This window comes from Micromonospora sp. NPDC047730 (assembly GCF_043204765.1).
Lineage (GTDB): Bacteria > Actinomycetota > Actinomycetes > Mycobacteriales > Micromonosporaceae > Micromonospora.
In genome coordinates this window covers 66,403-86,232 of record NZ_JBIDCU010000009.1, presented here as the reverse complement: position 1 = coordinate 86,232, position 19,830 = coordinate 66,403, and the positions used below count along the sequence as shown (strand labels likewise).

17 protein-coding genes and 5 tRNA genes are annotated in these 19,830 nt (G+C 76.3%); 12 read left to right on the top strand and 10 right to left on the bottom strand.

Translation table 11 applies throughout. From position 1 onward, the window contains the following. Positions 1 to 47: 47 nt before the first annotated feature. Together ACGF5G_RS21395 and ACGF5G_RS21390 are read left to right on the top strand one after the other, a co-directional pair. Positions 48 to 572: a SigE family RNA polymerase sigma factor gene (locus ACGF5G_RS21395; RefSeq protein WP_393265194.1), complete on the top strand. Its 525-nt coding sequence runs from the start codon at positions 48 to 50 to the stop codon at positions 570 to 572. Next, a complete protein-coding gene (locus ACGF5G_RS21390; RefSeq protein ID WP_393265192.1) occupies positions 572 to 1,987 on the top strand; it encodes a WD40 repeat domain-containing protein in 1,416 nt (471 codons plus the stop codon). The genes ACGF5G_RS21395 and ACGF5G_RS21390 overlap by 1 nt, the downstream gene beginning before the upstream one ends. On the opposite strand, the gene ACGF5G_RS21385 is transcribed toward ACGF5G_RS21390, so the two are convergent. The 3 genes from ACGF5G_RS21385 to bioB all read right to left on the bottom strand — a co-directional run bounded on the left by ACGF5G_RS21385 (position 1,977) and on the right by bioB (position 3,832). After that, positions 1,977 to 2,483: a GNAT family N-acetyltransferase gene (locus tag ACGF5G_RS21385; protein WP_393265189.1), complete on the bottom strand. Its 507-nt coding sequence runs from the start codon at positions 2,481 to 2,483 to the stop codon at positions 1,977 to 1,979. The genes ACGF5G_RS21390 and ACGF5G_RS21385 overlap by 11 nt on opposite strands. Positions 2,484 to 2,487: 4 nt before the next feature. Then, on the bottom strand, positions 2,488 to 2,718 hold the full coding sequence (locus ACGF5G_RS21380) for a hypothetical protein (protein ID WP_393265599.1): 231 nt from the start codon (positions 2,716 to 2,718) through the stop codon (positions 2,488 to 2,490). A gap of 118 nt (positions 2,719 to 2,836) precedes the next feature. Continuing rightward, positions 2,837 to 3,832: a biotin synthase BioB gene (gene bioB, locus ACGF5G_RS21375; RefSeq protein ID WP_350711677.1), complete on the bottom strand. Its 996-nt coding sequence runs from the start codon at positions 3,830 to 3,832 to the stop codon at positions 2,837 to 2,839. A 155-nt stretch (positions 3,833 to 3,987) separates the two neighbouring features. On the opposite strand from bioB, the gene ACGF5G_RS21370 reads away from it, so the two are divergent. The 4 genes from ACGF5G_RS21370 to ACGF5G_RS21355 all read left to right on the top strand — a co-directional run bounded on the left by ACGF5G_RS21370 (position 3,988) and on the right by ACGF5G_RS21355 (position 8,414). Further along, positions 3,988 to 5,124, top strand: a complete 1,137-nt coding sequence (locus ACGF5G_RS21370) for an 8-amino-7-oxononanoate synthase (protein ID WP_393265186.1) — start codon at positions 3,988 to 3,990, stop codon at positions 5,122 to 5,124. 199 nt (positions 5,125 to 5,323) lie between these two features. Then, complete coding sequence (bioD, locus tag ACGF5G_RS21365; RefSeq protein ID WP_393265597.1) at positions 5,324 to 6,025, top strand: dethiobiotin synthase; 702 nt, start codon at positions 5,324 to 5,326, stop codon at positions 6,023 to 6,025. A 54-nt stretch (positions 6,026 to 6,079) separates the two neighbouring features. Beyond that, positions 6,080 to 7,747 (top strand): sensor histidine kinase, encoded by a 1,668-nt coding sequence (locus ACGF5G_RS21360; RefSeq protein WP_393265183.1) that lies wholly within the window; start codon positions 6,080 to 6,082, stop codon positions 7,745 to 7,747. Next, complete coding sequence (locus tag ACGF5G_RS21355; RefSeq protein ID WP_350711683.1) at positions 7,737 to 8,414, top strand: response regulator transcription factor; 678 nt, start codon at positions 7,737 to 7,739, stop codon at positions 8,412 to 8,414. The genes ACGF5G_RS21360 and ACGF5G_RS21355 overlap by 11 nt, the downstream gene beginning before the upstream one ends. Before the next feature lie 72 nt (positions 8,415 to 8,486). Here ACGF5G_RS21355 and ACGF5G_RS21350 read toward each other — a convergent pair whose 3' ends face one another. The 5 genes from ACGF5G_RS21350 to ACGF5G_RS21330 form a co-directional block, all read right to left on the bottom strand. Continuing rightward, positions 8,487 to 9,650 (bottom strand): cytochrome P450, encoded by a 1,164-nt coding sequence (locus ACGF5G_RS21350; protein WP_393265181.1) that lies wholly within the window; start codon positions 9,648 to 9,650, stop codon positions 8,487 to 8,489. A gap of 9 nt (positions 9,651 to 9,659) precedes the next feature. Then, complete coding sequence (locus ACGF5G_RS21345; RefSeq protein WP_350684270.1) at positions 9,660 to 10,328, bottom strand: 50S ribosomal protein L11 methyltransferase; 669 nt, start codon at positions 10,326 to 10,328, stop codon at positions 9,660 to 9,662. Between the two features lie 179 nt (positions 10,329 to 10,507). After that, positions 10,508 to 13,435, bottom strand: coding sequence for a M36 family metallopeptidase (locus ACGF5G_RS21340; RefSeq protein WP_393265178.1), 2,928 nt, complete (start codon positions 13,433 to 13,435; stop codon positions 10,508 to 10,510). A 286-nt stretch (positions 13,436 to 13,721) separates the two neighbouring features. Then, on the bottom strand, positions 13,722 to 14,297 hold the full coding sequence (locus ACGF5G_RS21335; protein ID WP_393265175.1) for a TIGR03086 family metal-binding protein: 576 nt from the start codon (positions 14,295 to 14,297) through the stop codon (positions 13,722 to 13,724). Between the two features lie 152 nt (positions 14,298 to 14,449). Then, entirely contained in the window at positions 14,450 to 15,052 is a 603-nt protein-coding gene (locus ACGF5G_RS21330; protein ID WP_350711691.1) for a TetR/AcrR family transcriptional regulator, read from the bottom strand. Between the two features lie 280 nt (positions 15,053 to 15,332). Between ACGF5G_RS21330 and ACGF5G_RS21325 the strand changes: the two genes are divergently transcribed. The 3 genes from ACGF5G_RS21325 to ACGF5G_RS21315 all read left to right on the top strand — a co-directional run bounded on the left by ACGF5G_RS21325 (position 15,333) and on the right by ACGF5G_RS21315 (position 15,598). Continuing rightward, positions 15,333 to 15,405, top strand: a tRNA-Gly gene (locus tag ACGF5G_RS21325). Between the two features lie 34 nt (positions 15,406 to 15,439). Then, positions 15,440 to 15,510 (top strand) — tRNA-Cys (locus ACGF5G_RS21320). Positions 15,511 to 15,523: 13 nt separating this feature from the next. Then, a tRNA-Val gene (locus ACGF5G_RS21315) sits at positions 15,524 to 15,598 on the top strand. Positions 15,599 to 16,043: 445 nt separating this feature from the next. Here the strand turns inward: ACGF5G_RS21315 and ACGF5G_RS21310 are convergent. Further along, positions 16,044 to 17,714 (bottom strand): helix-turn-helix domain-containing protein, encoded by a 1,671-nt coding sequence (locus ACGF5G_RS21310; protein ID WP_393265173.1) that lies wholly within the window; start codon positions 17,712 to 17,714, stop codon positions 16,044 to 16,046. 197 nt (positions 17,715 to 17,911) lie between these two features. Next, on the bottom strand, positions 17,912 to 18,151 hold the full coding sequence (locus ACGF5G_RS21305) for a DUF6458 family protein (RefSeq protein WP_350711694.1): 240 nt from the start codon (positions 18,149 to 18,151) through the stop codon (positions 17,912 to 17,914). A gap of 176 nt (positions 18,152 to 18,327) precedes the next feature. On the opposite strand from ACGF5G_RS21305, the gene ACGF5G_RS21300 reads away from it, so the two are divergent. The 3 genes from ACGF5G_RS21300 to ACGF5G_RS21290 all read left to right on the top strand — a co-directional run bounded on the left by ACGF5G_RS21300 (position 18,328) and on the right by ACGF5G_RS21290 (position 19,720). Continuing rightward, positions 18,328 to 18,400: transfer RNA gene (locus tag ACGF5G_RS21300), tRNA-Gly, on the top strand. Between the two features lie 49 nt (positions 18,401 to 18,449). Continuing rightward, positions 18,450 to 18,524: transfer RNA gene (locus ACGF5G_RS21295), tRNA-Val, on the top strand. 185 nt (positions 18,525 to 18,709) lie between these two features. Then, complete coding sequence (locus ACGF5G_RS21290) at positions 18,710 to 19,720, top strand: NAD-dependent epimerase/dehydratase family protein (RefSeq protein WP_393265171.1); 1,011 nt, start codon at positions 18,710 to 18,712, stop codon at positions 19,718 to 19,720. Positions 19,721 to 19,830 lie beyond the last annotated feature (110 nt).

Sequence of the window (19,830 nt, the reverse complement as noted above, 5' to 3'; positions counted from 1 at the left end):
CACCCGTCGGGGCGTCGCCGCGCGTGGTCCTGGTCGGGAGGTGGGGTGTGGACCCTGAGGAGTCGTTCCGCGCGTACGTGTCGGGGCGCATCGCGGCGCTGTCCCGCGCGGCGTGGCTGCTGACCGGAGACCGCCACCAGGCCGAGGACCTCGTCCAGCTCACCCTGGTGCGGGTCGCCCGGCACTGGGAGCGGATCAGCGCGGCCGGCGACCCCGACCCGTACGTGCGGCGCACCATGTACAGCCAGCACGTGTCGCTGTGGCGGCGCCGGTGGCGGGGCGTGGACCTGCGGGCCGAGCCGCCGGAGCGGGCCCTGCCGGACGGCAGCGCCGACGTCGCCCGCGCCCTGGTGGTGCGGGCCGCGCTGGCCCGGCTGGCGCCCCGGCAGCGGGCCGTGCTGGTGCTGCGCTTCTACGAGGACCTCACCGAGGTGGAGACGGCCCAGACGCTCGGCTGCTCGGTCTCCACCGTCAAGAGCCAGACCCGGGACGCGCTGGCGCGGCTGCGTACGCACGCTCCCGAACTGGCCGAACTGGCCGAGCTGGTCGGCGCGACGGCGGGGGAGGCGTGATGGGCGAGGAGCTGCGGAACGTGCTGCGGGATCTGGGCGAGCGGATGCCACCGGTCCGGCTGGGCGACGACCCGTGGACGGCGGGACGGCGGCTGCGGCGGCGGGCGCGGCGGCGGGCCGCCGTGGCGTCGCTGGTGGTGGTGCTGGCCTGCGCCCTCGGCGTGCCGGTGACGCTCGGCACCGTCGAGCAGCGGTCGATGACGGGCGCCGTGCCCGACGCCGTGCCGCACCGGATCGGGCTGCCGTACATGTGGCAGGCGACCGTCGAGCAGGATCCGCCCGGCCGGGCGTCGCTGCTGTTCAGCGGCGGCGACCACCTCGGCCTGCGGGGCATCGACCCGATCGACCACGAGGGCAAGGTGGCGGTGCTCGGCATGGGTGGGAAGTACCGCATGCTGCTCTACGGCGACGCAGAGCGCAGCGCCGGGGTCGACGTGCTGCTCTCTCCGGACAGCCGGTACGTCGCGGATGGTTCCGCCGACGGGTGGGTCCACGTCACCGACCTCACCACCGGCGACCGGCGGTCCTTCGCCGGCGGGGCGGAGAGCACCTGCTGCACCACGCCGGTCGCCTGGGCCCCGGGCGGCGACGCCCTGCTCGTGCTGCACCACCACGACGGCGACCCGGACGGCGACGGGGTACGCCCCAGCCGGCTGCTCCTGCTGGACCTGGCCACCGGTGCCAGCCGCCGGGTGGGGGGCGACCTCGGCGACCGGTGGAGCCTGCGCACCGGGTCGCTGGCCGCGTTCTCTCCGGACGGCACTCGGATCGCCGTCGCCGCCGGCGGCGAGCTGACCATGCTGGACCGCGCCGGCACGGTCGCCTGGTCCCGCGAGCTGGGGCCGGACGAGCGGCTCGCCGGGGTCGGCGCGTTCACCCCCGACGGCTCGGCGGTCGCCGTCTTCCGTCTCGACGGCTGCCGGAGCTGGTGCGACGCCGACCAGCGGGCCGCCCGCACCTGGCGGACCGGCTACGTCGACGCGGCGACCGGCGGGGACGGCACCGGCCCCGCCGTGCCCCCGGTCCAGGGGCAGGCCCTGCGGGCGCTGGGCTGGAGCAACGGCCGTGCCATGGTCGCGCTCCGGTACGTCCCGGAGCCCGGCATGACCATGGGGGAGGGCAACGAGTGGGACGACACCGGCTACCGGGAGACCGGCCACGTCCAGCTGGTGTCGCTGCGCCCCGAGGGGCGCGTCCAGGTGCTGCTCGACCCGCCCGACGGTGTGCGGGCGATGGACGTGGCGCGCGTCCTGATGGAGGCCGGCCGGTTCGGCGGCAGGGCCCCCGACCCGCGTCCGTTCCCGGCCCGGCCGCTCCTGCTGCTGCCGGCTGTGCCGGTGCTGCTGATGGTCGGCGGGGTCGCCGGGTCGGTGCTGTGGTGGCGCTGGCGCCGGCGCCGGGCGGTCAGTCGGTGAGCTCGTCGGCGAGCAGGTCCATCAGCAGCCCGTCGTGCCAGCGGCCGTCCTCGCCGCGCTCGTAGCGGCGCAGCACGCCCACGGGACGGAAGCCGACCTTGGCGTAGCTGCGCACGGCCGGGGTGTTCGCCGCCGCCGGGTCGATGGTGAACCGGTGGTGCCCGTGCGCCTCGACCAGGTGCCGGACCAGGGTGCGGATCGCGTCCGGCCCGAGCCCCCGGCCGTGCACCGACGGGTCGAGGAAGACGTCCAGGCTGGCGTGCCGGTAGTCCGGGTCGTCCTCGGCGTACCACTGGATGGCGCCGACCACCCGGCCGTCGTGCTCGATCGCGTACACCGACAGGTCGTCGTCGGCCAGGTCGGCCCGCACGGCCGCGGCAAGGTCGTCGCCGCCGCGCCACCAGCGTCGGACCTGCGGGGTGGCGCGGATCGCGGCGAGCGCCGGCACGTCGGCCGCGGTGGCCGGACGCAGCGTGACCGCCTTGCCCCGCAGCATCCCCTCAGCCCCGGATCTCGCCGTGCTCGACGCAGACCGCCGCCCAGCCGACCGGCAGCACCTGCACCTTCATCCGGCGGCGGCAGCGCCCGCAGTACCGCGGGGGCTCCAGCTCGCGCGCCGCCCGGCAGGCCGCGTGGGCACCGGCGCCGGCCGGCTCGCCGCACCGGTCGCACCACGAGTCGGCGGCCACCCCGCCGCCCGCCGCCGGCACCGCGCCGCCCGCAGTCGGCACCGCGTCGCCCGCCGCCGGCACCGCGTCGCCCGCCGCCGGCACCGCGTCGCCCGACGCCGGCACCGCGTCGCTCGTCGTCACCGGGGCGCTCACCGTGTCGCTCGTCGTCACCGGGCGCTCACAGCGTCGCGGAGAGCGCCTTGACCGGCATCTTCAGGTCGTCGAGCAGCTCGAGATCCGCCGTCGCCGGCCGACCCAGGGTGGTCAGGTAGTTGCCGACGATCACCGCGTTGATGCCGCCCAGCAGGCCGTCGCGCGTGCCCAGGTCACCGAGGGTGATCTCGCGGCCGCCCGCGTACCGCAGGATGGTGCGCGGCATCGCGAGCCGGAAGGCGGCGATGGCGCGCAGCGCGTCCTTGCCCTCCACTACCGGCCGGTCGCCGAGCGGGGTGCCGGGCCGGGGGTTGAGGAAGTTCAGCGGGACCTCGTGCGGGTCCAGCTCGGCGAGCTGCGCGGCGAACTCGGCCCGCTGCTCCACCGTCTCGCCGAGGCCGAGGATGCCGCCGCAGCAGACCTCCATGCCGGACTCGCGGACCATCCGCAGCGTCTCCCAGCGCTCCTCCCACGAGTGCGTGGTGACCACGTTCGGGAAGTAGGAGCGGCAGGTCTCCAGGTTGTGGTTGTAGCGGTGCACGCCCATGTCGACCAGCTCGTCGACCTGCTCCTGGCTGAGCATGCCCAGGGACGCGGCCACCTGGATGTCGACCTCGGCCTTGATCGCGGCGACGCCCTCGCGCATCTGCTTCATCAGCCGGGCGTCCGGGCCGCGCACGGCGGCCACGATGCAGAACTCCGTCGCCCCGGTCGCGGCCGTCTGCCTGGCCGCCTCGACCAGCGACGGGATGTCCAGCCAGACCGAGCGCACCGGCGAGGTGAACAGGCCGGACTGCGAGCAGAAGTGGCAGTCCTCCGGGCAGCCGCCGGTCTTCAGCGAGACGATCCCCTCGACCTCCACCTCGGGGCCGCACCAGCGCATCCGCACCTCGTGGGCGAGCTGGAGCGCGGCGGGCAGGTGTTCGTCGGGCAGGTTCAGCACGGCGAGGACGCCGGCCTCGTCGAGACCGACGCCGTTCTCCAGCACCTGGGTTCGGGCCTGGTCGAGGATCTCTGGCATGGCTCGTACCCTACAAGGCCGCCCGGCCGGGAAGAACGGCCAGCGTGTCGGGCCGGCGGCGCCGGGGTGGACGCGCCGGGCCAGGTCCGGCGGGTGGTAATTTCGCCCGGCGGAAGCAGCCGACGACGAGCGGCACGGGCGGCGTGGGGGTGACGGTGGCGGACTGGCTGGCGGCGCTCGACCGCCGCGCCGAGCTGCGCGCGAAGGCGGGGCTGACCCGCACGCTGGTGCCCCGGGACGCCGGCGACGCCGTGGTCGACCTGGCCGGCAACGACTACCTCGGCCTGGCCACCCACCCCGACGTCACCGCCGCGGCGGCGCGGGCGCTGTCCGCGTACGGGCTGGGGGCCACCGGGTCGCGGCTGGTGCGTGGCTCCACCGACGCCCACCACGCGCTCGAGGGCGCCCTCGCCGACTGGCTCGGCACCGACCGGGCGCTGGTCTTCTCGTCCGGCTACCTGGCCAACCTCGGGGCGGTCCGGGCGCTCGTGCGGCCGCGTACGCTCCTGGTCTCCGATGCCCACAACCACGCGTCGCTGATCGACGGCTGCCGGATCTCCGGCGCGGAGACCGTGGTGACGCCGCACGCCGACGTGGCGGCGGTGGCCGCCGCGCTCGCCGCCGCGCCGGGCCGGCCGGCGGTGGTCGTCACCGAGTCGGTCTTCTCCGTCGACGGCGACCTCGCCCCGCTGGCCCGGCTGCACGCCGTCGCCCGGGAGCACGGCGCGATACTGCTCGTCGACGACGCGCACGCCCTCGGGGTGACCGGCCCGGCGGGCGCCGGGGGCGTCGCCGCCGCCGGTCTCGCCGGCCAGCCCGACGTGGTGGTCACCGCGACCCTGTCCAAGGCGCTCGGCGGCGCGGGCGGCGTGGTCGCCGGGCCGGCCGCGCTCGTCCGGCACCTGGTCGAGACCGGGCGGACGTTCATCTTCGACACCGCGCTGCCCCCGGCGGTCGCCGCCGGTGTCCACGCCGCCGTCGGGCTGGCCCGCGCCGGCGACGACCTGCGCGCGGAGTTGGCCGAGCGGGCCGCCCTCGCGGTGCGCCGGCTGACCGCCGCCGGCCTGGCCGTCTCCGACCCCGACGGCGCGGTCGTCTCGGTCACCGCGCCGGGGCCCGAAGCGGCGACCGCGTGGGCGGCCGACTGCCGCGACCGGGGGGTGGCCGTCGGCTGCTTCCGCCCCCCGTCCACCCCGGACAGCCGGTCCCGGCTGCGGCTCACCATCAGCGCGGGGGTGCCCCGGCGGGACTTCGAGCGGGCCCTGGAGGTCATCGTGGAGTGTGCACCGTGAGCGCGAGGAGTGAGCCGGTGTTGCGAGCCCCGCAGTCGCGAACTGAGGTGGCACCCGTGAGCGCGAGGAGTGAGCCGGTGTTGCGAGCCCCGCAGTCGCGAACTGAGGTGGCACCCGTGAGCGCGAGGAGTGAGGCGGTGTTGCGAGCCCCGCAGTCGCGAACTGAGGTGGCACGGTGACCAAGCCGTGGCGGGGGCCGGTGCTGGTGACCGGCACCGACACCGAGGTCGGCAAGACCGTGGTGACCGCCGCGATCGCGGCCGCGGCGCAGGCCGCCGGCCTGCGCGTCGCGGTGGTCAAGCCCGGCCAGACGGGTACGGCCACCGGCGAGCCCGGCGACATCGACTCCGTCACCCGGCTGGCCGCCCCGCTGACCGGCCGCACCCTGGCCAGCTTCCCGGACCCGCTCGCCCCGCTGGCCGCGGCCCGGGTCGCCGAGCTGGAGCCGCTGGAGCTCTACACCGCCGTCGACGCGGTCCGCGAGGAGGCCGAGAAGCACGACCTGGTGCTGGTGGAGGGCGCCGGCGGGCTGCTCGTACCGATGGGGCTGCGGCCGTCGGGCGAGCCCTGGACGGTGGCCGACCTGGCGGTCTCGCTGGGGTCCCCGGCCGTGGTGGTGGCCCGGGCCGGGCTGGGCACCCTGAACCACACGGCGCTCACCCTGGAGGCACTGGAACGCCGGGCGGTGCCGGCCGGCGTGGTGATCGGCGCGTGGCCGGCCGACCCGGAGCTGGTGCACTGGGCCAACCTCACCGAGCTGGTGCCGCACCTGCTGGGCGCCCTGCCGGCCGGTGCCGGCGCGATGGACCCGGGGGTGTTCCGGCGGTCCGCGCCCGGCTGGCTCACCCCGGCGCTCTACGGGGTGCTCGACGACTGGCGGGCCTGGGCCGACGAGATATGAGCACCTGACTTTCGTCGGTGCCCGCCCGGGTCGGGCGTGGGTAGCCTGGCCGCCGTGGAGAGCTGGTGGGCCGCGCTCGCGGGCGGTGGACGGGTGGCCCGGGCGGGCGTCCGGCGGTGGACCGGTGACCTGCTCCTGTGGCTGGTGACCGCCGCCCCGATCGGGTACGCGGGCGTCACGCCGCCGCACTCCGGGCGGGCCGTCGCCCTGACGGTCGGCGCGCTGCTGCTGCTCGCCGTGGCGGTCGCGGTGAGCCGGCGGTGGCCGGTGGCCGCCCTGGTGGCGGCGGTGCTCGGCTCGTTGCTGGACGGCAACTTCCTCTTCGCGATCCCGGTGTTCAGCTACCTGACGGGCCGCCGCAGCGCCACCGCCGTGCCGGCTGCTCTCGCCTTCGCCGCGATCGCGGCCGGCGGCACCGCGCTCAACCTGGGGCTGCTCGGCACCGGCGTGGCCACCTGGTTCCTGCTCGCCTCGGTGCTGCTCTTCGCCGGGGTGTTTCCGTGGCTCGTCGGGCGGTACCGGCGCCAGCAGGCCGCCCTGGCCGACGCCGGCCGGTGGCACGCCGAGGCCCGGGACCGCGAGCAGCGGGGCGCCGCGGAGCGGATCCGGCTGCGGGAACGGGCCCGCATCGCGCAGGAGATGCACGACTCGCTCGGGCACGACCTGAGCCTGATCGCCCTGCGCGCGGCCACCCTGGAGGTCACCGACGACCTCGCCCCGGCGCACCGGGCCGCCGCCGGCGAACTGCGGGCCAGCGTCGCGGCCGCCACCGAGCGGTTGCACGGGATCATCGGGGTGCTCCGGGACGAGGGTGGAACGGCCACCACCCGGCCGGCCGACGAGACCGTCGCGGACCTGGTCGACGGGGCCCGGGAGGCCGGCATGGCGGTCGACGTGGACCCGCCGGGCGGGCTGCCGGACCTGCCGGCGGCCACCGCGCGCACCCTGCACCGGGTGGTCCGGGAGGCGCTCACCAACGCCGCCCGGTACGCGCCCGGCGCGGCGGTCACCGTCGCCCTGGCCGGCGACGGCGACCAGGTCGAGGTGTCGGTCGTCAACGCGCCGCCGCCGGCCGGGCCGCTGCCCGGCCCGCCGTCCAGCGGATCCGGCCTGCTCGCCCTCGCCGAGCGGGTCCGCCTCGCCGGCGGTGCCCTGACGGCCGGCCCCCTGGGCGGTGGCGGCTTCGCCGTCCGCGCCCGGCTGCCGCTGGACGGCCTTCCCGGCGCCGACGCCGTCCTCCCGCCCGCCGGCGCCCCAGGCTCCGCCGGCGCCCCAGGCTCCGCCGGCGCCCCAGGCTCCGCCGGCGGCCCAGGTCCCGCCGACGGCTCAGGCCCCGCCGACGCCCCAGGCTCCGCCGGCGGCCCTCGGCCGGCCGAGGCCGAGCGGCGGCTGCGCGCCGCCCGCCGACGGGTCCGGCGTAGCCTGCTGACGGCGCTCGGCGCCCCGGTGGGCCTCGCCCTCGTCCTGTCGCTGGTCTACTACCCGGTCGCCACCGCCGGTACGGTGCTTCACGCGGACGCCTTCGCGCGGATGCCCCTCGGCGCGGAGCGCGCCGCGCTGACCGGGCTGCCCCGGCGCCAGCTCGACCCGCCCGCCGAGCCGGCGCGGCCCGGCTGCGAGTACTACACCGACGGGAACTTCCCCCTGGCCGAGCCGACCTGGCGGCTCTGCTTCGCCGACGGCCGGCTGGTCAGCAAGGAGCGGATCACGGATGAACGCTGACACGGGCGGCCCGGTGCGGGTCGTGCTCGCCGACGACGAGGCGATGATCCGGGCCGGTGTCCGGGCCATCCTGGCCACCGATCCGGGGATCGAGGTGATCGGTGAGGCTGCCGACGGCCGGGCCGCCGTGGACCTCGTCCGGGCGCACCGGCCCCGGGTGGCGCTGTTGGACATCCGGATGCCGAGGCTGGACGGGCTCAGCGCGGCCGCCGAGATCCGCCGCCTCGTGCCGGAGACGGCGACGGTCATGCTGACCACCTTCGGCGAGGACGACCACGTGGCCCGGGCGCTCGGGCACGGGGCCAGCGGGTTCCTGCTCAAGGCCGGCGACCCGCGCGAGCTGATCGCCGGGGTGCACGCCGTCGCCGACGGCGGCGCGTACCTGTCGCCGCGGGTGGCCCGCCGGGTGATCGAGCTGGGCGGGGACCGGGTGGCCCGCCGGCCGGTGGCGCGGGACCGGCTCGCCGGGCTGACCGAGCGGGAGCGGGAGGTGCTCGCACTGGTCGGGGCGGGACTGTCCAACGCCGAGATCGCCCGCCGGCTCTACCTGGTCGAGGGCACCGTGAAGAGCTACCTGACCAGCATCTTCACCCGGCTGGAGGTGCGCAACCGGGTGCAGGCGGCGATCCTCGCGTACGAGGCGGGGCTGGTCGAGCCCAGCGGCTGACCCGCCCCGGGCTGACCCGCCCCGGGCCCGCGCGCGCCCAGCGCGGCGCCACCGGGCGGCCACGTCGGCGGCTCAGTGGCGTCGGACGACGAAGGCGTCGGGCATCCGGAACGTGAGGTTGTCGGGGCACCACGGCTCGCGGACGACGGCGACCCCGTCCAGCAGCGGCGCCGTCTCGCCGACCACCACCGCCGCCTCCATCCGGGCGAGCTGGTCGCCGACGCAGCGGTGCGCGCCTGCCCCGAAGGCCAGGTGCCGGCGGGATCCGCGCTGCCCGGGCCGGAACTCGTCGGGCGCCTCCACGGTGGCCGGGTCCCGGCCGGCGCGGGCCAGCCAGAGCACGATGCTGGTGCCCGCCGGCACCGCCGTCCCGCCCAGCGTGGCGTCCACGGCGGCCACCCGTCGCCAGGTGACGATCGGCGGCTCCAGCCGGAGCCCCTCCTCGACCACGTCGGCGACCGCGACGGTGCCGGCCCGCAGGCCGGCCAGCACGGCCGGCTCGCCGGCCAGCCGGTGCAGCAGCAGGGTGAGGAACTGCGACGTGGTCTCCTGGCCGGCGACGAGCAGGAAGAACAGCGCGCCGACCACCACGTCGGGCGGGTGCCCGGCGGCCCGCAGCGACCCCGCCAGCCCGCCCCCGGTCTCGGCGAACTCCCGCAGCACCCGGTGGAACCGGCCCACCTCGGCCGCGAGCGCCGCCTGGCGGTCGGCGTCCAGCGGCGCCCAGAACAGTTCCAGCGCCGTGCGGGCGAACGCCTTCACGGCCCCGACCGGCGTGTCGGGCAGCTCGACCAGCCGGGCCAGCACCAGCAGCGGCAGGTCGGCGGCGAGTTCGGCGTAGAGGTCGACCGGCGCGCCCGCGTCCAGGGCGGCGCCGATCGCGGTGAGGCGCTCCCGGACCAGTCCGGTCAGCCAGGGCCGCTGCGCGGCGACCCGGGTCGGGTGCAGGGCCTCGGCGACGATCGCCCGGATCTGCGGGTGGCTGGCGCCGCCGTTGTTCGCCAGGGTCGGCGGCAGCCGGAACCGGTGCCCGGCCAGCACCCGCAGGGCGGCCACCGGGATCGGGGTCACCGCGTCCAGCGCGTTGTCCGGCCGGTACGTGACCGGGTCGGTCAGCACCTCCCGCACCAGCACGTGCCGGGTCACCACCAGGTGTTCGACACCCACGTGGTCGGCCACCCGGGCCACGTCCGGCCAGTGCGCGTCGGTGGTCTGCGCCCAGCTCCGGAACAGCACGTCGACACGCTATCGGGCGGCTCCCGGCAGCCCGGCCCGCAACTGCCACACCGTGGTGCGCTTCACCCGGACGCTCTCCAGCGTCTCGGGCACCGGCACGTCGTAGGCGGCCAGCTCGTCGAAGCGGTCGCGGGGCAGGAACGCCCGGCCGGGATCGCCGACCAGCACGTCCGCCCCGGCGCGGGCGGCCCGGAGCAGGAAGCGCAGCACCCGGTTGGCCATCGCCTCGCTGTAGAACACGTCCCCGGCGAACACCACCTCGGCCCCGCCGGCGTCGCCGTCGAGGATGTCGCCGAGCTCCGCGTCGACGCGTACCCCGTTGGCCTCGGCGTTGACCGCCACGGCCGCGACGGCCAGCTCGTCGATCTCCACGGCACGGACGGCGGCGGCGCCGGCCCGCGCGGCGGCGATGGCGACCAGGCCGGAGCCGGCGGCGAGGTCGAGCACCCGGCGGCCGGCGACCAGCTCGGGATGGTCGCTGACGTACCTGGCCAGCGCCTGCCCGCCGGCCCAGGCGAAGGCCCAGAACGGCGGCGGCTGGGCGCTGCGGAACTCGCCCTCGGTCAGCTCCCACAGCCCGATGGCGTCGTCGGCCTGGTGCAGCCGCACCTCGGGGACGAAGGCGACCGGGGCGAGGCGGGCGTGCAGCCGGACGAAGGCGGTGGAAAGGTCGGACACGCCGCCGATTCTCTCCCGCCGCCCCGTCCGGTGTGTCGCGGGGCGGCGGTGACCGGTCCACCACGGTCGGTGGAATCCGCTCCCGCGCTTGGCGACCGGAGCGAACACTCCCGGCTACCGGCCGGGCCGCCCCGCTTCCGTCGGGGCCGGCCGGCGCGCCGGCCGGCCCCGACGGACGGTCACTTCGAGAACGCCTGGAACTCCGCGATCCGCACCTGCGTACGCGCCGGGCTGGCGGTCGCGCAGTCGGTGGTGGTCGCCGGGTCGTCGTCCTGCTCGCCCGCGTAGTCCGGCCCGCCGGTGCACTGGCTGGCCAGGACCTCCAGCCGCAGGTGCGTGGCCAGCGTGGTCGGCACCGGGAACTCGCGCAGGTTGATGTCCCGCACGTACGCCCGGTACGCCCCGCCCGGGAACGCGTCCGCCGCGCTGGTGTGGATCCGCTGCCAGTTCGCCGGATCCGCGCAGTCGGTGGTCTTCGCGTTGCAGGCCGACACCGCGAACGACCGCAGCGCGCTGAGCGAGTTCTGGCTGCCCGGGTCGGCGTCGCCGGTGATCGACGGGCGCAGCATCGCGCTGACGTTGACCCGCTTCACGACCTGCGGCGCGTCGCCGGGCAGCGCCACGGTGACCTGCTTGCCGGCCACCCCGTCGAGGGAGGCCCAGTTGGTCGCCTCGGTGTCGTCGGCGATCCGGTCCAGGTTGACCCCGTCGCCGGTGATCGTCGCGCCGGAGGCGGTGGACGCGAGGTTGCGGCTCATCCGCAGGTCGACGTACCCCTCCTTGCCGGCTTTGGCGACCACGGTGAGCCGCTGGTGGCCGAAGCCCGGCGCGACGGCGAGCAGTTGGTACGTGCCGGGCACCAGCTCGATCCGGTCCGGCAGCGCCGTCGCCGGGTCGGTGTCGGCCACCGGGACCGCCCGCGCCTCGTACGCCCCGACGTACACCCGGATCGGCGCGTCGGCGCTGTCGCCCTTCGGGCGGAGGGTGAGCACGGCGTTGTCGGCGTCGGGGGCGGCGAAGCTCGGCGTCGGGTCGGTGTCGGAGGCGCCGTTGCTGGCGGCGTCCTGGCCCATCCCGGAGCGGGCGAACTCGGCCCAGAGCAGGTCCTGGTTGGCGCCGCCGAAACGGAGCAGGTCGGCGGTGAGCATGTTGTCCCGCATGTCGAGCATGCTGACCTGGCTGGCGGCCTGGAGCAGGAACGAGTCGAAGACGAGCTGCGCCCAGCGCCGGTTGCCCGGGCACTGCTCCACCGCCACCCTGCCCTGCGCGCACTCGAGCTGGCGCTGCGGGGTGCCGACGCCGTACCGCTTCATCAGCGCGGCGCGGACCCGGAAGTTGGTGGCGCTCCAGATCTCGCCGTCGGCGTGCACCGCCGGCCCGCCGGTGTTGTAGCCGACGTCGGAATAGTTCAGCGGGCTGCGGCTGAAGTCGTGGTTGCGGATGCCGCTGACCAGGTTGCCGGTGACGTACCCGCCGGTGACGTAGGGCGTCTCGCCGGGGGCGCGCAGCCCGTGCTCGAAGAGGTACTCGGCGGCCAGCAGGTCGCTCCACGACTCGCCCATCGAACCGCCCTGGTGCCCGCCGATGCCGCTGTCCGGGCCGGCGATCATCCGGTTGGTGATGGCGTGGGTGTACTCGTGCCCGATCACCGTCATGTCGTAGTCGCCGTCGACGCAGGGCGGGTACGGCCCGCCGGCCTGCGGCTGCCACAGGTACATGTTGGTGGTCGGCGGCAGCCCGTCGCGCGGCGTGCCCTGGTTGGCGTTGTTCCGGTTGCCGCTGAGCGCGCCCTGCTGCGCGCGGCCCTGCTCGGCGTCGCCGCCCCGGCCCTGCGGGGTCAGGTTCACCGCCTGGAGGTTCCAGGTGGCCTCGGTGAAGCCGAGGTGCCAGGCCCAGTCGTGCATCCGGTTGTGCATGGCGAAGAGGTTGGCGATGGCGGCGTCGCCGTCGTTGCGCTGCGCCGAGGTGAACACCGCGGGGTTGCAGCGGGCCTGGTGCCACTGGTCGGTGAACGGGTACTCGTAGCGCCGCTGCGGGCTGGGCGCGACCGGCACGGCCGGCGTGCCGCCGCCCCAGGACCGTACGGTGTTGGCGGAGTTGCCACGCGCGGTGCCGGTCGGCGTGCCGGTGGCCGTGTCGACGTCCCACGGCTGCCCGGTGGCCGGGTCGCGGAACGCCTCCCGGCACTCCGGTGCGGGGTCGCCGCACCAGCGCACCCGGGGGTCCTGCCCGGGGCCGAGGTCGCGCGGCGGGGTGGCCGGGAAGACGGCCCAGCTCGGGTTGTCGGAGTCGAAGTCCACGAGGTCCTCGCGGACCAGCACCTTCCCGGTGATCCCGTCGACGTAGGTGGTGAACGACTCCGGGTGGTCGTCGTCGGCGCCGATCAGGGTCACCTCGTACGCGGCCCGGGGCCCGTCGAGCGGGGTGGGCACGGCGACGGCCCGCACGCTGTGGCTGCGGACCGCGTCGGCGGCCAGGCCGGCGTCGGCGAGCGCCGCGTCGTACGCCTGCTCGTCGGTGAGGGTGGCGGGCGCCGGCGCGGCGGTGTCCCGGGAGAGCGAGGAGCTGACCGCGAGGACCGTGCCGGCGGCGACCGCGACGGTGACCAGGCCGTCGTGCCCGGCCGGCAGGGCGCCGAAGCGCTGCCGGAGGGTGACCACCGCGCCGTCGCCGATCGGCCGGACCAGCAGCCGGTCCATCGCCTCGACCGCGGCGGCGTCCAGGCCGAAGAGGTCCTGGTTGCCGGTCAGGTACGCGCGGGCGGCCGCCTCCGGGTCGCCGGGGAGGCCGGTGGCGAGCGGGGCGCGGGCGGGGCCGAGCGCGTGCGGGGTGCCGAGCCGGTTCCAGCGGACGTCCGGGTCGGCCTTGCGGGCCAGGCCCCGCTGCCGGGCGTCGGGAGCGGCGGTGCCGGGGCGGTTGTCGACGTCGGCGTGCTCGTGCCCCTCGGCGAACGGGCCGGAGCGCCGTTCGGTGGCGGCACCACCGGTGGGGACGGCGGCGGTGGGGCCGGCGGGGAGCAGCGCGGCCACCACCGCGGTCGCCGCCAGGACGGGAACGAGCCGGCGTCGACGCCGGCTCATCCAGGGTGTCCACTCCGGTTGTGCCACGGGACCTCCTCGTGGGAGCGGGGGTGGCCGGCCCTACGCCGGCCGCGCAGTGCGGTGACACATGCACATCTGTGGATATCAGCCCGGGTCGGCGGGAACAAGGGCCACGCCTACTCAAGGCGGGCCCGGCCGCGATGGCGGCTTCACGGAGGGTGGAGACCGGTGGCGGTCGACTACCTGGAGCGCCACGGGCTCGTCGGCGACGCGCCTCGGCCCGCCGCCGCCAGGAGAGGATGGTGGTCGCCGCGCTGCTGCCGCCCGGTGGCGGCGGGCGCGACGCAGGGGGCTACGGCGCCCAGTCGGGGTCGCGGCCGAAGGCGGCGACGAGGCGGTCCTGCTGGTCGGCCTCCGCCGGCACGTCGGCCCCCGACCGGATCAGCCTGTCCCGCTGGTAGTCGCCGATCCGTCGGCCGAACCAGCGGGCGCACTCGGCGACCGCATCGGCGTCCAGCCGGGGGTCCGCGCCGATCGCCACGGCCAGGTCCCAGCCGTGGATCAGGTGTTCCGCGATGAGCTGGTGCAGGTACTCCTCCGCCGGGGTCTCGCCGGCGGAGAGCGCGACGGTGCGTGCCAGCGCCCCGGGGTGGGTGAAGGCCAGCTCAGCCTGCGCCGCCGCCTCCCGGGCCGCCTCGACCGGGTCCGGGCCGAGCACATCGCCGTCGTAGCGGTCGCCGACCTCCTCGATCGTCCGGCCGGCGAGCAGCGGCACGCACCACCGGTCCTCGCCGACGACGTGGTTGACCAGCGCCCGGACGTCCCAGTCCGGGCAGGGGGTCGGGTCCGACCACTGCCCGGAGCCGACCAGCTCCACCCGGTCGGTGAACTCGGCCAGGCTGCGGCGGTACGTCTCCAGCGGGTCCATGCCGACGATTGTTCCGGGTGGCCTCGGGGGCCGAGCCGTTTTGCCGGCTTCGGGCGGGGATGGCCGGATCGGTCGAGCCCGTCCGCTCCGCCGCCCTCCGGTGACGGGCATCGGTCGAGCTGGTCCGGTCCGCCGGCCTCGGGCGGTCGGGATCAGTCGAGCTGGTCCGGGTCGAGCCCGAGTTCGCGGGCGGTGACCAGGCGGACCCACTCGGCGAGCTGGCGGCGGGAGATGACCCGGTCGTGCACCGCGAGCTGCACCGCCAGGCCGTCCATCACGGCGCTGATCCGCCACGCGGCGCCGGCCGGGTCGGCGCACTCGAAGGTGCCGTCGCGAACGCCTTCCGAGATCACCGCCGCGAGGTCCTCCCGCCAGCGCAGGTCGAGCCGGCGGGAGACCTTCTCCAGCTCCGGGGTGCGCAGCGACTCCGCCCAGCCGTCGATCCACATGGCCCACGACGTCGCCCGGCCGGCCGGCGTGTAGAGCTTCACGATCCGGCGCAGCTTGGTCAGCGGCGGGGCGCTGGACCGCATCACCGCGTCCAGCCGGGCCAGGTCCTGCTCCACCGCGTACGCGAACGCCTGCGCGAGCAGCCGGTCCTTCGTGGCGAAGTGGTAGAAGACCAACGCCTGGCTCACCCCGGCCGCCTGCGCCACGTCGGCCGTGCGGGTGTTGGCCAGACCCCGCTCCACGATCACGTCACAGGCCGTGCGCAGCAGGGCATCCAGGCGGATCTCGGCCGCACGTCTCGTCACGCCGTTACCGTAGCGCATCAGCTTGAACACGAGGCGTCACCGATAACGGCCCGTCCGCCCTCCCGAGAGTCGGAAGCCGGACAGTTCGGCCACGCCACGACCGGCGCCGCGGCCGACCCGCTTCGCCCGGACCGAGGGAGGAGTAGCTGGGCAGGCTCCTAGGAAGCTTGGAGGTGAGGCAACCCGTCACCATCGGACGCGCCGAGAACCACCCCGATTTGGCAACCGCTCGCCGGCTCGGCTAAAGTTCTCATCCGTCACCGGTTAACGCCGGGGGCACGCGGACGTAGCGCAGCTGGTAGCGCATCACCTTGCCAAGGTGAGGGTCGCGGGTTCGAATCCCGTCGTCCGCTCGGAGATGCCGCCACGCATGACGGGGGCAACCTCGGTGGGGTGGCCGAGAGGCGAGGCAACGGCCTGCAAAGCCGTGTACGCGGGTTCAAATCCCGTCCCCACCTCGGCAATAGGCGAGGGCGATTGGCGCAGTGGGAGCGCGCTTCCTTGACACGGAAGAGGTCACTGGTTCAAACCCAGTATCGCCCACCAGAACGAAGGCCCGTCACCATCCGGTGACGGGCCTTCGCCGTTCCCGGACGCCGCTGCGCCGAGCCTCCGCCGCGCACAGGGCACTGCCGTTCGGACCGTCACCGTTTCGAAGGCCGCGCCCGGATCGCCCCGGTTGGACCCGGAGTCATGGGCGACCACGGCCGCCCGCCCGCGGTGTCGTCGCGGGCGGGGCGGCCGCACCCCCCGGAGCCGGCCGGACGCGTCCCCCGTTGCGGCGCGTCCGGACGTCGGCCGTCAGCTCACCGGATCGCCGGTCGGGCTCACATGGTGGCGTCCTCGCCGCCGTCTCCCAGCAACGGTAGGGAGCAGCGCCGGCCGGGCGCGAGGACCGATCCGCACAGCGACGGCGCCGGCGGTGTCGGGCTGCACAACGACCGCGACCGGCGCCGCCGCTCGGGGGCGCACGGCGGGAAGCCACCGGCGGTCAGGCGGGCGGCCACCCGGCCGGGTCGTCGACCAGGCCCGCGTCGGCGGTCGCGTCGAGGGTCCGCAGGGCGAGCCAGAGCTCGTGCCGGGCGCTCGGCCCGCGCAGCAGGGAACGCCCCAGCGCCTGCTCGGCCCGGCCGAGGCGTTTGCGTACGGCGGACACCGAGACGCCGAGCGCGGCGGCGGTGTCGGGCAGTCGCGCCTCGGCGCGCAGCCACGCGCGTACGGTGACCAGGCCGACGGGCGTCCCGCCGGCCTCCAGGGATGCGAGCTGGCCTCGCGCCCAGAGGCACAGGGCGGGGGTCGCCAGCAGCCGGTCGAGGCCCATCCACCGGTTGTCGGCCGCCGCCCCCTGCCCGAACGCGCCGTCCGCGCCACCACCGACGACGGGCGGTGCCTCCGGCACGTCTTCCGGGGTCGCGGCGGAACCGAGCAGGTGCAGGGCCAACCACGCGACCGACTGGTCGGAGATCCGGGACAGGTCGAGCCCGAGGCGGTCGCGCAGCAGCGCCAGCCGGGCCGCCAGGGTGTTGCGGTGGATCCGCAGGTGCCGGTGGGCCGCGCCGTCGAAGGCGAGCCAGGAGCCGAGGGTGGCGAGCAGTTCCTGCCCGTCGGGATCGATCCGTCGGGCCGGCCGGTACGACAGGCACGGCGTCAGCAGCGTCCGCGCCCAGTCCTGCCCCGCGGCGCCGAGCAGGGCGCGCAGCTCCGTCGCCCGGTCGAAGCGGCAGTGCCCGTCCGGTCCGTTCCGGGCCACCGCGAGGGCGTGGAACGCCTGCTCGTAGCCGGCGGCGGTGCGGCGCAGCGGGACCGGCTCGCTCACCCCGATCCGCGTCCCGGGCACCCGTCCGGTGACGAGTCTCCCCAGCGCGTCCGCGTCGCCGGCCCCTCGCGGCCCGGCGCGGTCCGGGGCCGGTACCAGCGCGATGAGGTGCCGGGAGCGGACCGGGCAGGGCACCACCCAGGCCCGCCCGCCCAGCGCGCGGGTCACCTGCCCGGCCGCCTCGCCGCGTCGCCGGGGCGCGCACTCGACGACGCACACCCGGACAAGGTCGGGCAGGTGGGGACGCAGTGCCGCGGCGATGCGCCGGGCCGGTGCCACGTCGCCGACCATGAGCAGGTGCAGCACCGCCTCCCGGCTGCGCACGTCGCCGGCGGCGACCCGCCGCCGGGCCCGCTCCGAGCGTTCCAGCCGCCAGCAGAGACCGAGGACGCGCGCCGCGTCGGCGAGCAGGTCGCCGGGGAGTGGGTCCACCGGGTCCACCACCGCGAGCCAGGGGGCGGGCTCGATCCCGCCGTCGGGGTCGCAATCCGCGCCGTCGTCGCGCTCCCCGGCGCCGAGGGCGACCAGGTGGACGGTGGGCGCGCCCGAGCCGCCCCGCACGGCCGCCGGCGTGCCGCGTCCGTGCAGCTCAGGTACGGCGCGGGCGGCGGCGCCCAGCACGGCCCGGTCCAGCGGGTCCCGCCCCGGGTGGACCGCCAGCAGGGCGCCGTCCACGCCGATCAGGGCGGCCGCGGTGGATCGACGGGCGAGCGTGTCGAGGACGGCCCGGACGGGATCGGGGCCGGCGGCGAGGCGGGTCATCGCGACGACGGCCTCGGCGTGCTCGAAGCGGACTCGCGACGGCTGTCGCCCGGGCGTTCGCGACCCGTCCTGCTCCGTCCGCACGACAGCAGACGGTAGTACCCGGGTGGCGAGGGTCACGAGGAGAGGCGGCGGAGGGGTGACGCCCGGCACGCCGGCAGGCCCCGGGCGGGTGGGGCCGGTGACGTCGACGTGCCGGCCACCCTCGCGGGGTGCCCGGCACGTGCGTCGCGGTGCGTCCGGCGACCGTCCGACTCCGTCGGCCGCGCGGGGCGGTCGGGTCAGAGCGGCGGGGCGACGTCCCGGCGTTCCTCGACCCGCCGGTACTCCACCGGCTCGGTCGTGCTGACCACCTGGCGGCGGCGTCCCCAGATGAGCGTGGTCATGATCAGGCCGAGCACGCCGGCCGCCATCAGGATCCAGCCGACGATGTCGAGGTCGATGCCGCCGAGGCTCGCGTCGAGCGCGAAGGTGAGGATCGCGCCGAGCGCGATCAGGAAGATGCTGGTGCCGATACCCACGACAGCCTCCTTGGTCAGGGGATGTGGTGTGCTGTCGAAGGAGGTCAGTACCCGGTGGCTGACCAGCGCAACCATCGGCTGCGCGGGAATCGCCCGCGGTGGCCGGCGGGGCGGCGTGCCGGGCGATCTTGCCGTCGGGTAGAGTTCATCCCGTCGCCGGGGAACGCCGGCGACACGCGGACGTAGCGCAGCTGGTAGCGCATCACCTTGCCAAGGTGAGGGTCGCGGGTTCGAATCCCGTCGTCCGCTCGCATCCCGCCACTACCGGCCCGGTCTGCCGGGCCCGGGTGGCCACCACGGGCGATTGGCGCAGTGGGAGCGCGCTTCCTTGACACGGAAGAGGTCACTGGTTCAAACCCAGTATCGCCCACCAGATGATCCGCGAGGCCCGTCACCGTCGTCGGTGGCGGGCCTTCGTGCTCTCCAGGGGCGGTGCTCCGTCACCCGTGTCTCCCTCCACCCGCGTCGCCCTCGCCCGCCGGATCTTCTGCCCTGGGCAGATCCGCTCACCGTGAACAGGGGGCCGGACGACCGGTCCGAGCCGGCACAGTGGAGCCCATGAGACTGCTGGTGTTGGGTGGGACGGGTTTCGTGGGCGGCGCCACGGTCGCCGAGGGGGTGCGTCGGGGCTGGTCGGTGACGGTGTTCAACCGGGGCCTGCACGGCGCGGCGCCGGAGGGCGTACGCCGGTTGCGGGGTGACCGGACCGCGCCCGGCGGCCTGGCGGCGCTGGCGGACGGCGAGTGGGACCTGGTGGTCGACACCTGGGACGGCGCGCCCCGGGCGGCGCGGGACGCCGCCCGCGCGCTGGTCGACCGCGTCGGCGGCTACGTCTACGTCTCCAGCGGCTCGGTCTACGCGCAGCCGGTCGTCGACGGGGTGGGCGAGGAGGCCCCCGTGGTGGACGCCGAGTCGGACGCCGACGACGGCGACTACGCGCACAACAAGGCCGGCGGCGAGCGGGCCGTGCGGGAGGTGTTCGGCGACCGGGCGCTGCTCGCCCGGGCCGGGCTGATCCTCGGGCCGGGGGAGGACATCGGCCGGCTGCCCTGGTGGCTGGAGCGGATCGCCCGGGGCGGGGAGGTGCTGGCGCCGGGCCCGGTCGACCTGCCGTTGCAGTACGTCGACGTGCGGGACCTGGCGGGCTGGATGTTGGACCGGGGCGCGGAGGGGCTGGGCGGGGCGTTCAACGTGGTGAGCCGCACCGGGCACGCGACCATGGGCGAGCTGCTCGACGCCTGCGTCGCCGTCACCGGTGCCGACGCCCGGCTGCGGTGGACCGACCCGGAGCCGATCCTGGCCGCCGGGGTGGTGCCGTGGAACGACCTGCCGGCCTGGATTCCGGCCGGGCACGAGTACCGCTGGTTGCAGGAGCGCGGCGTCGAGAAGGCGTACGCGGCCGGGCTGACCTGCCGCCCGGTGGCGGAGACGGTCGCGGACACCTGGGCGTGGCTGCGGCAGGTGGGCACGGTGCCGCCGCGGGCGGGCCGGCCACAGCGCGCCCCGGTCGGTCTGGCCCCGGAGCGGGAGGCGGCGCTGTTGTCCGCGACGGGCCCGGCCTGGGCCTGATCCCGCTTCGACACCACCGGCACGACGGCGGCCGTCCACTGTCCTGAGTGGACGGCCGCCTTCGTGCTGCGGGAAAGCGTTCACCGTGGGTGGTTTCCCGGTGCCCGGTG

What these genes read in the sequence shown, in the direction of transcription:
- ACGF5G_RS21290 (WP_393265171.1), top strand. Translation starts at nt 18,710, where the DNA reads ATGAGACTGCTGGTGTTGGGTGGGACGGGTTTCGTGGGCGGCGCCACG.
- bioB (WP_350711677.1), bottom strand. Translation starts at nt 3,832, where the DNA reads ATGCCAGAGATCCTCGACCAGGCCCGAACCCAGGTGCTGGAGAACGGC.
- ACGF5G_RS21355 (WP_350711683.1), top strand. Translation starts at nt 7,737, where the DNA reads ATGAACGCTGACACGGGCGGCCCGGTGCGGGTCGTGCTCGCCGACGAC.
- ACGF5G_RS21385 (WP_393265189.1), bottom strand. Translation starts at nt 2,483, where the DNA reads ATGCTGCGGGGCAAGGCGGTCACGCTGCGTCCGGCCACCGCGGCCGAC.
- ACGF5G_RS21390 (WP_393265192.1), top strand. Translation starts at nt 572, where the DNA reads ATGGGCGAGGAGCTGCGGAACGTGCTGCGGGATCTGGGCGAGCGGATG.
- ACGF5G_RS21335 (WP_393265175.1), bottom strand. Translation starts at nt 14,297, where the DNA reads ATGGACCCGCTGGAGACGTACCGCCGCAGCCTGGCCGAGTTCACCGAC.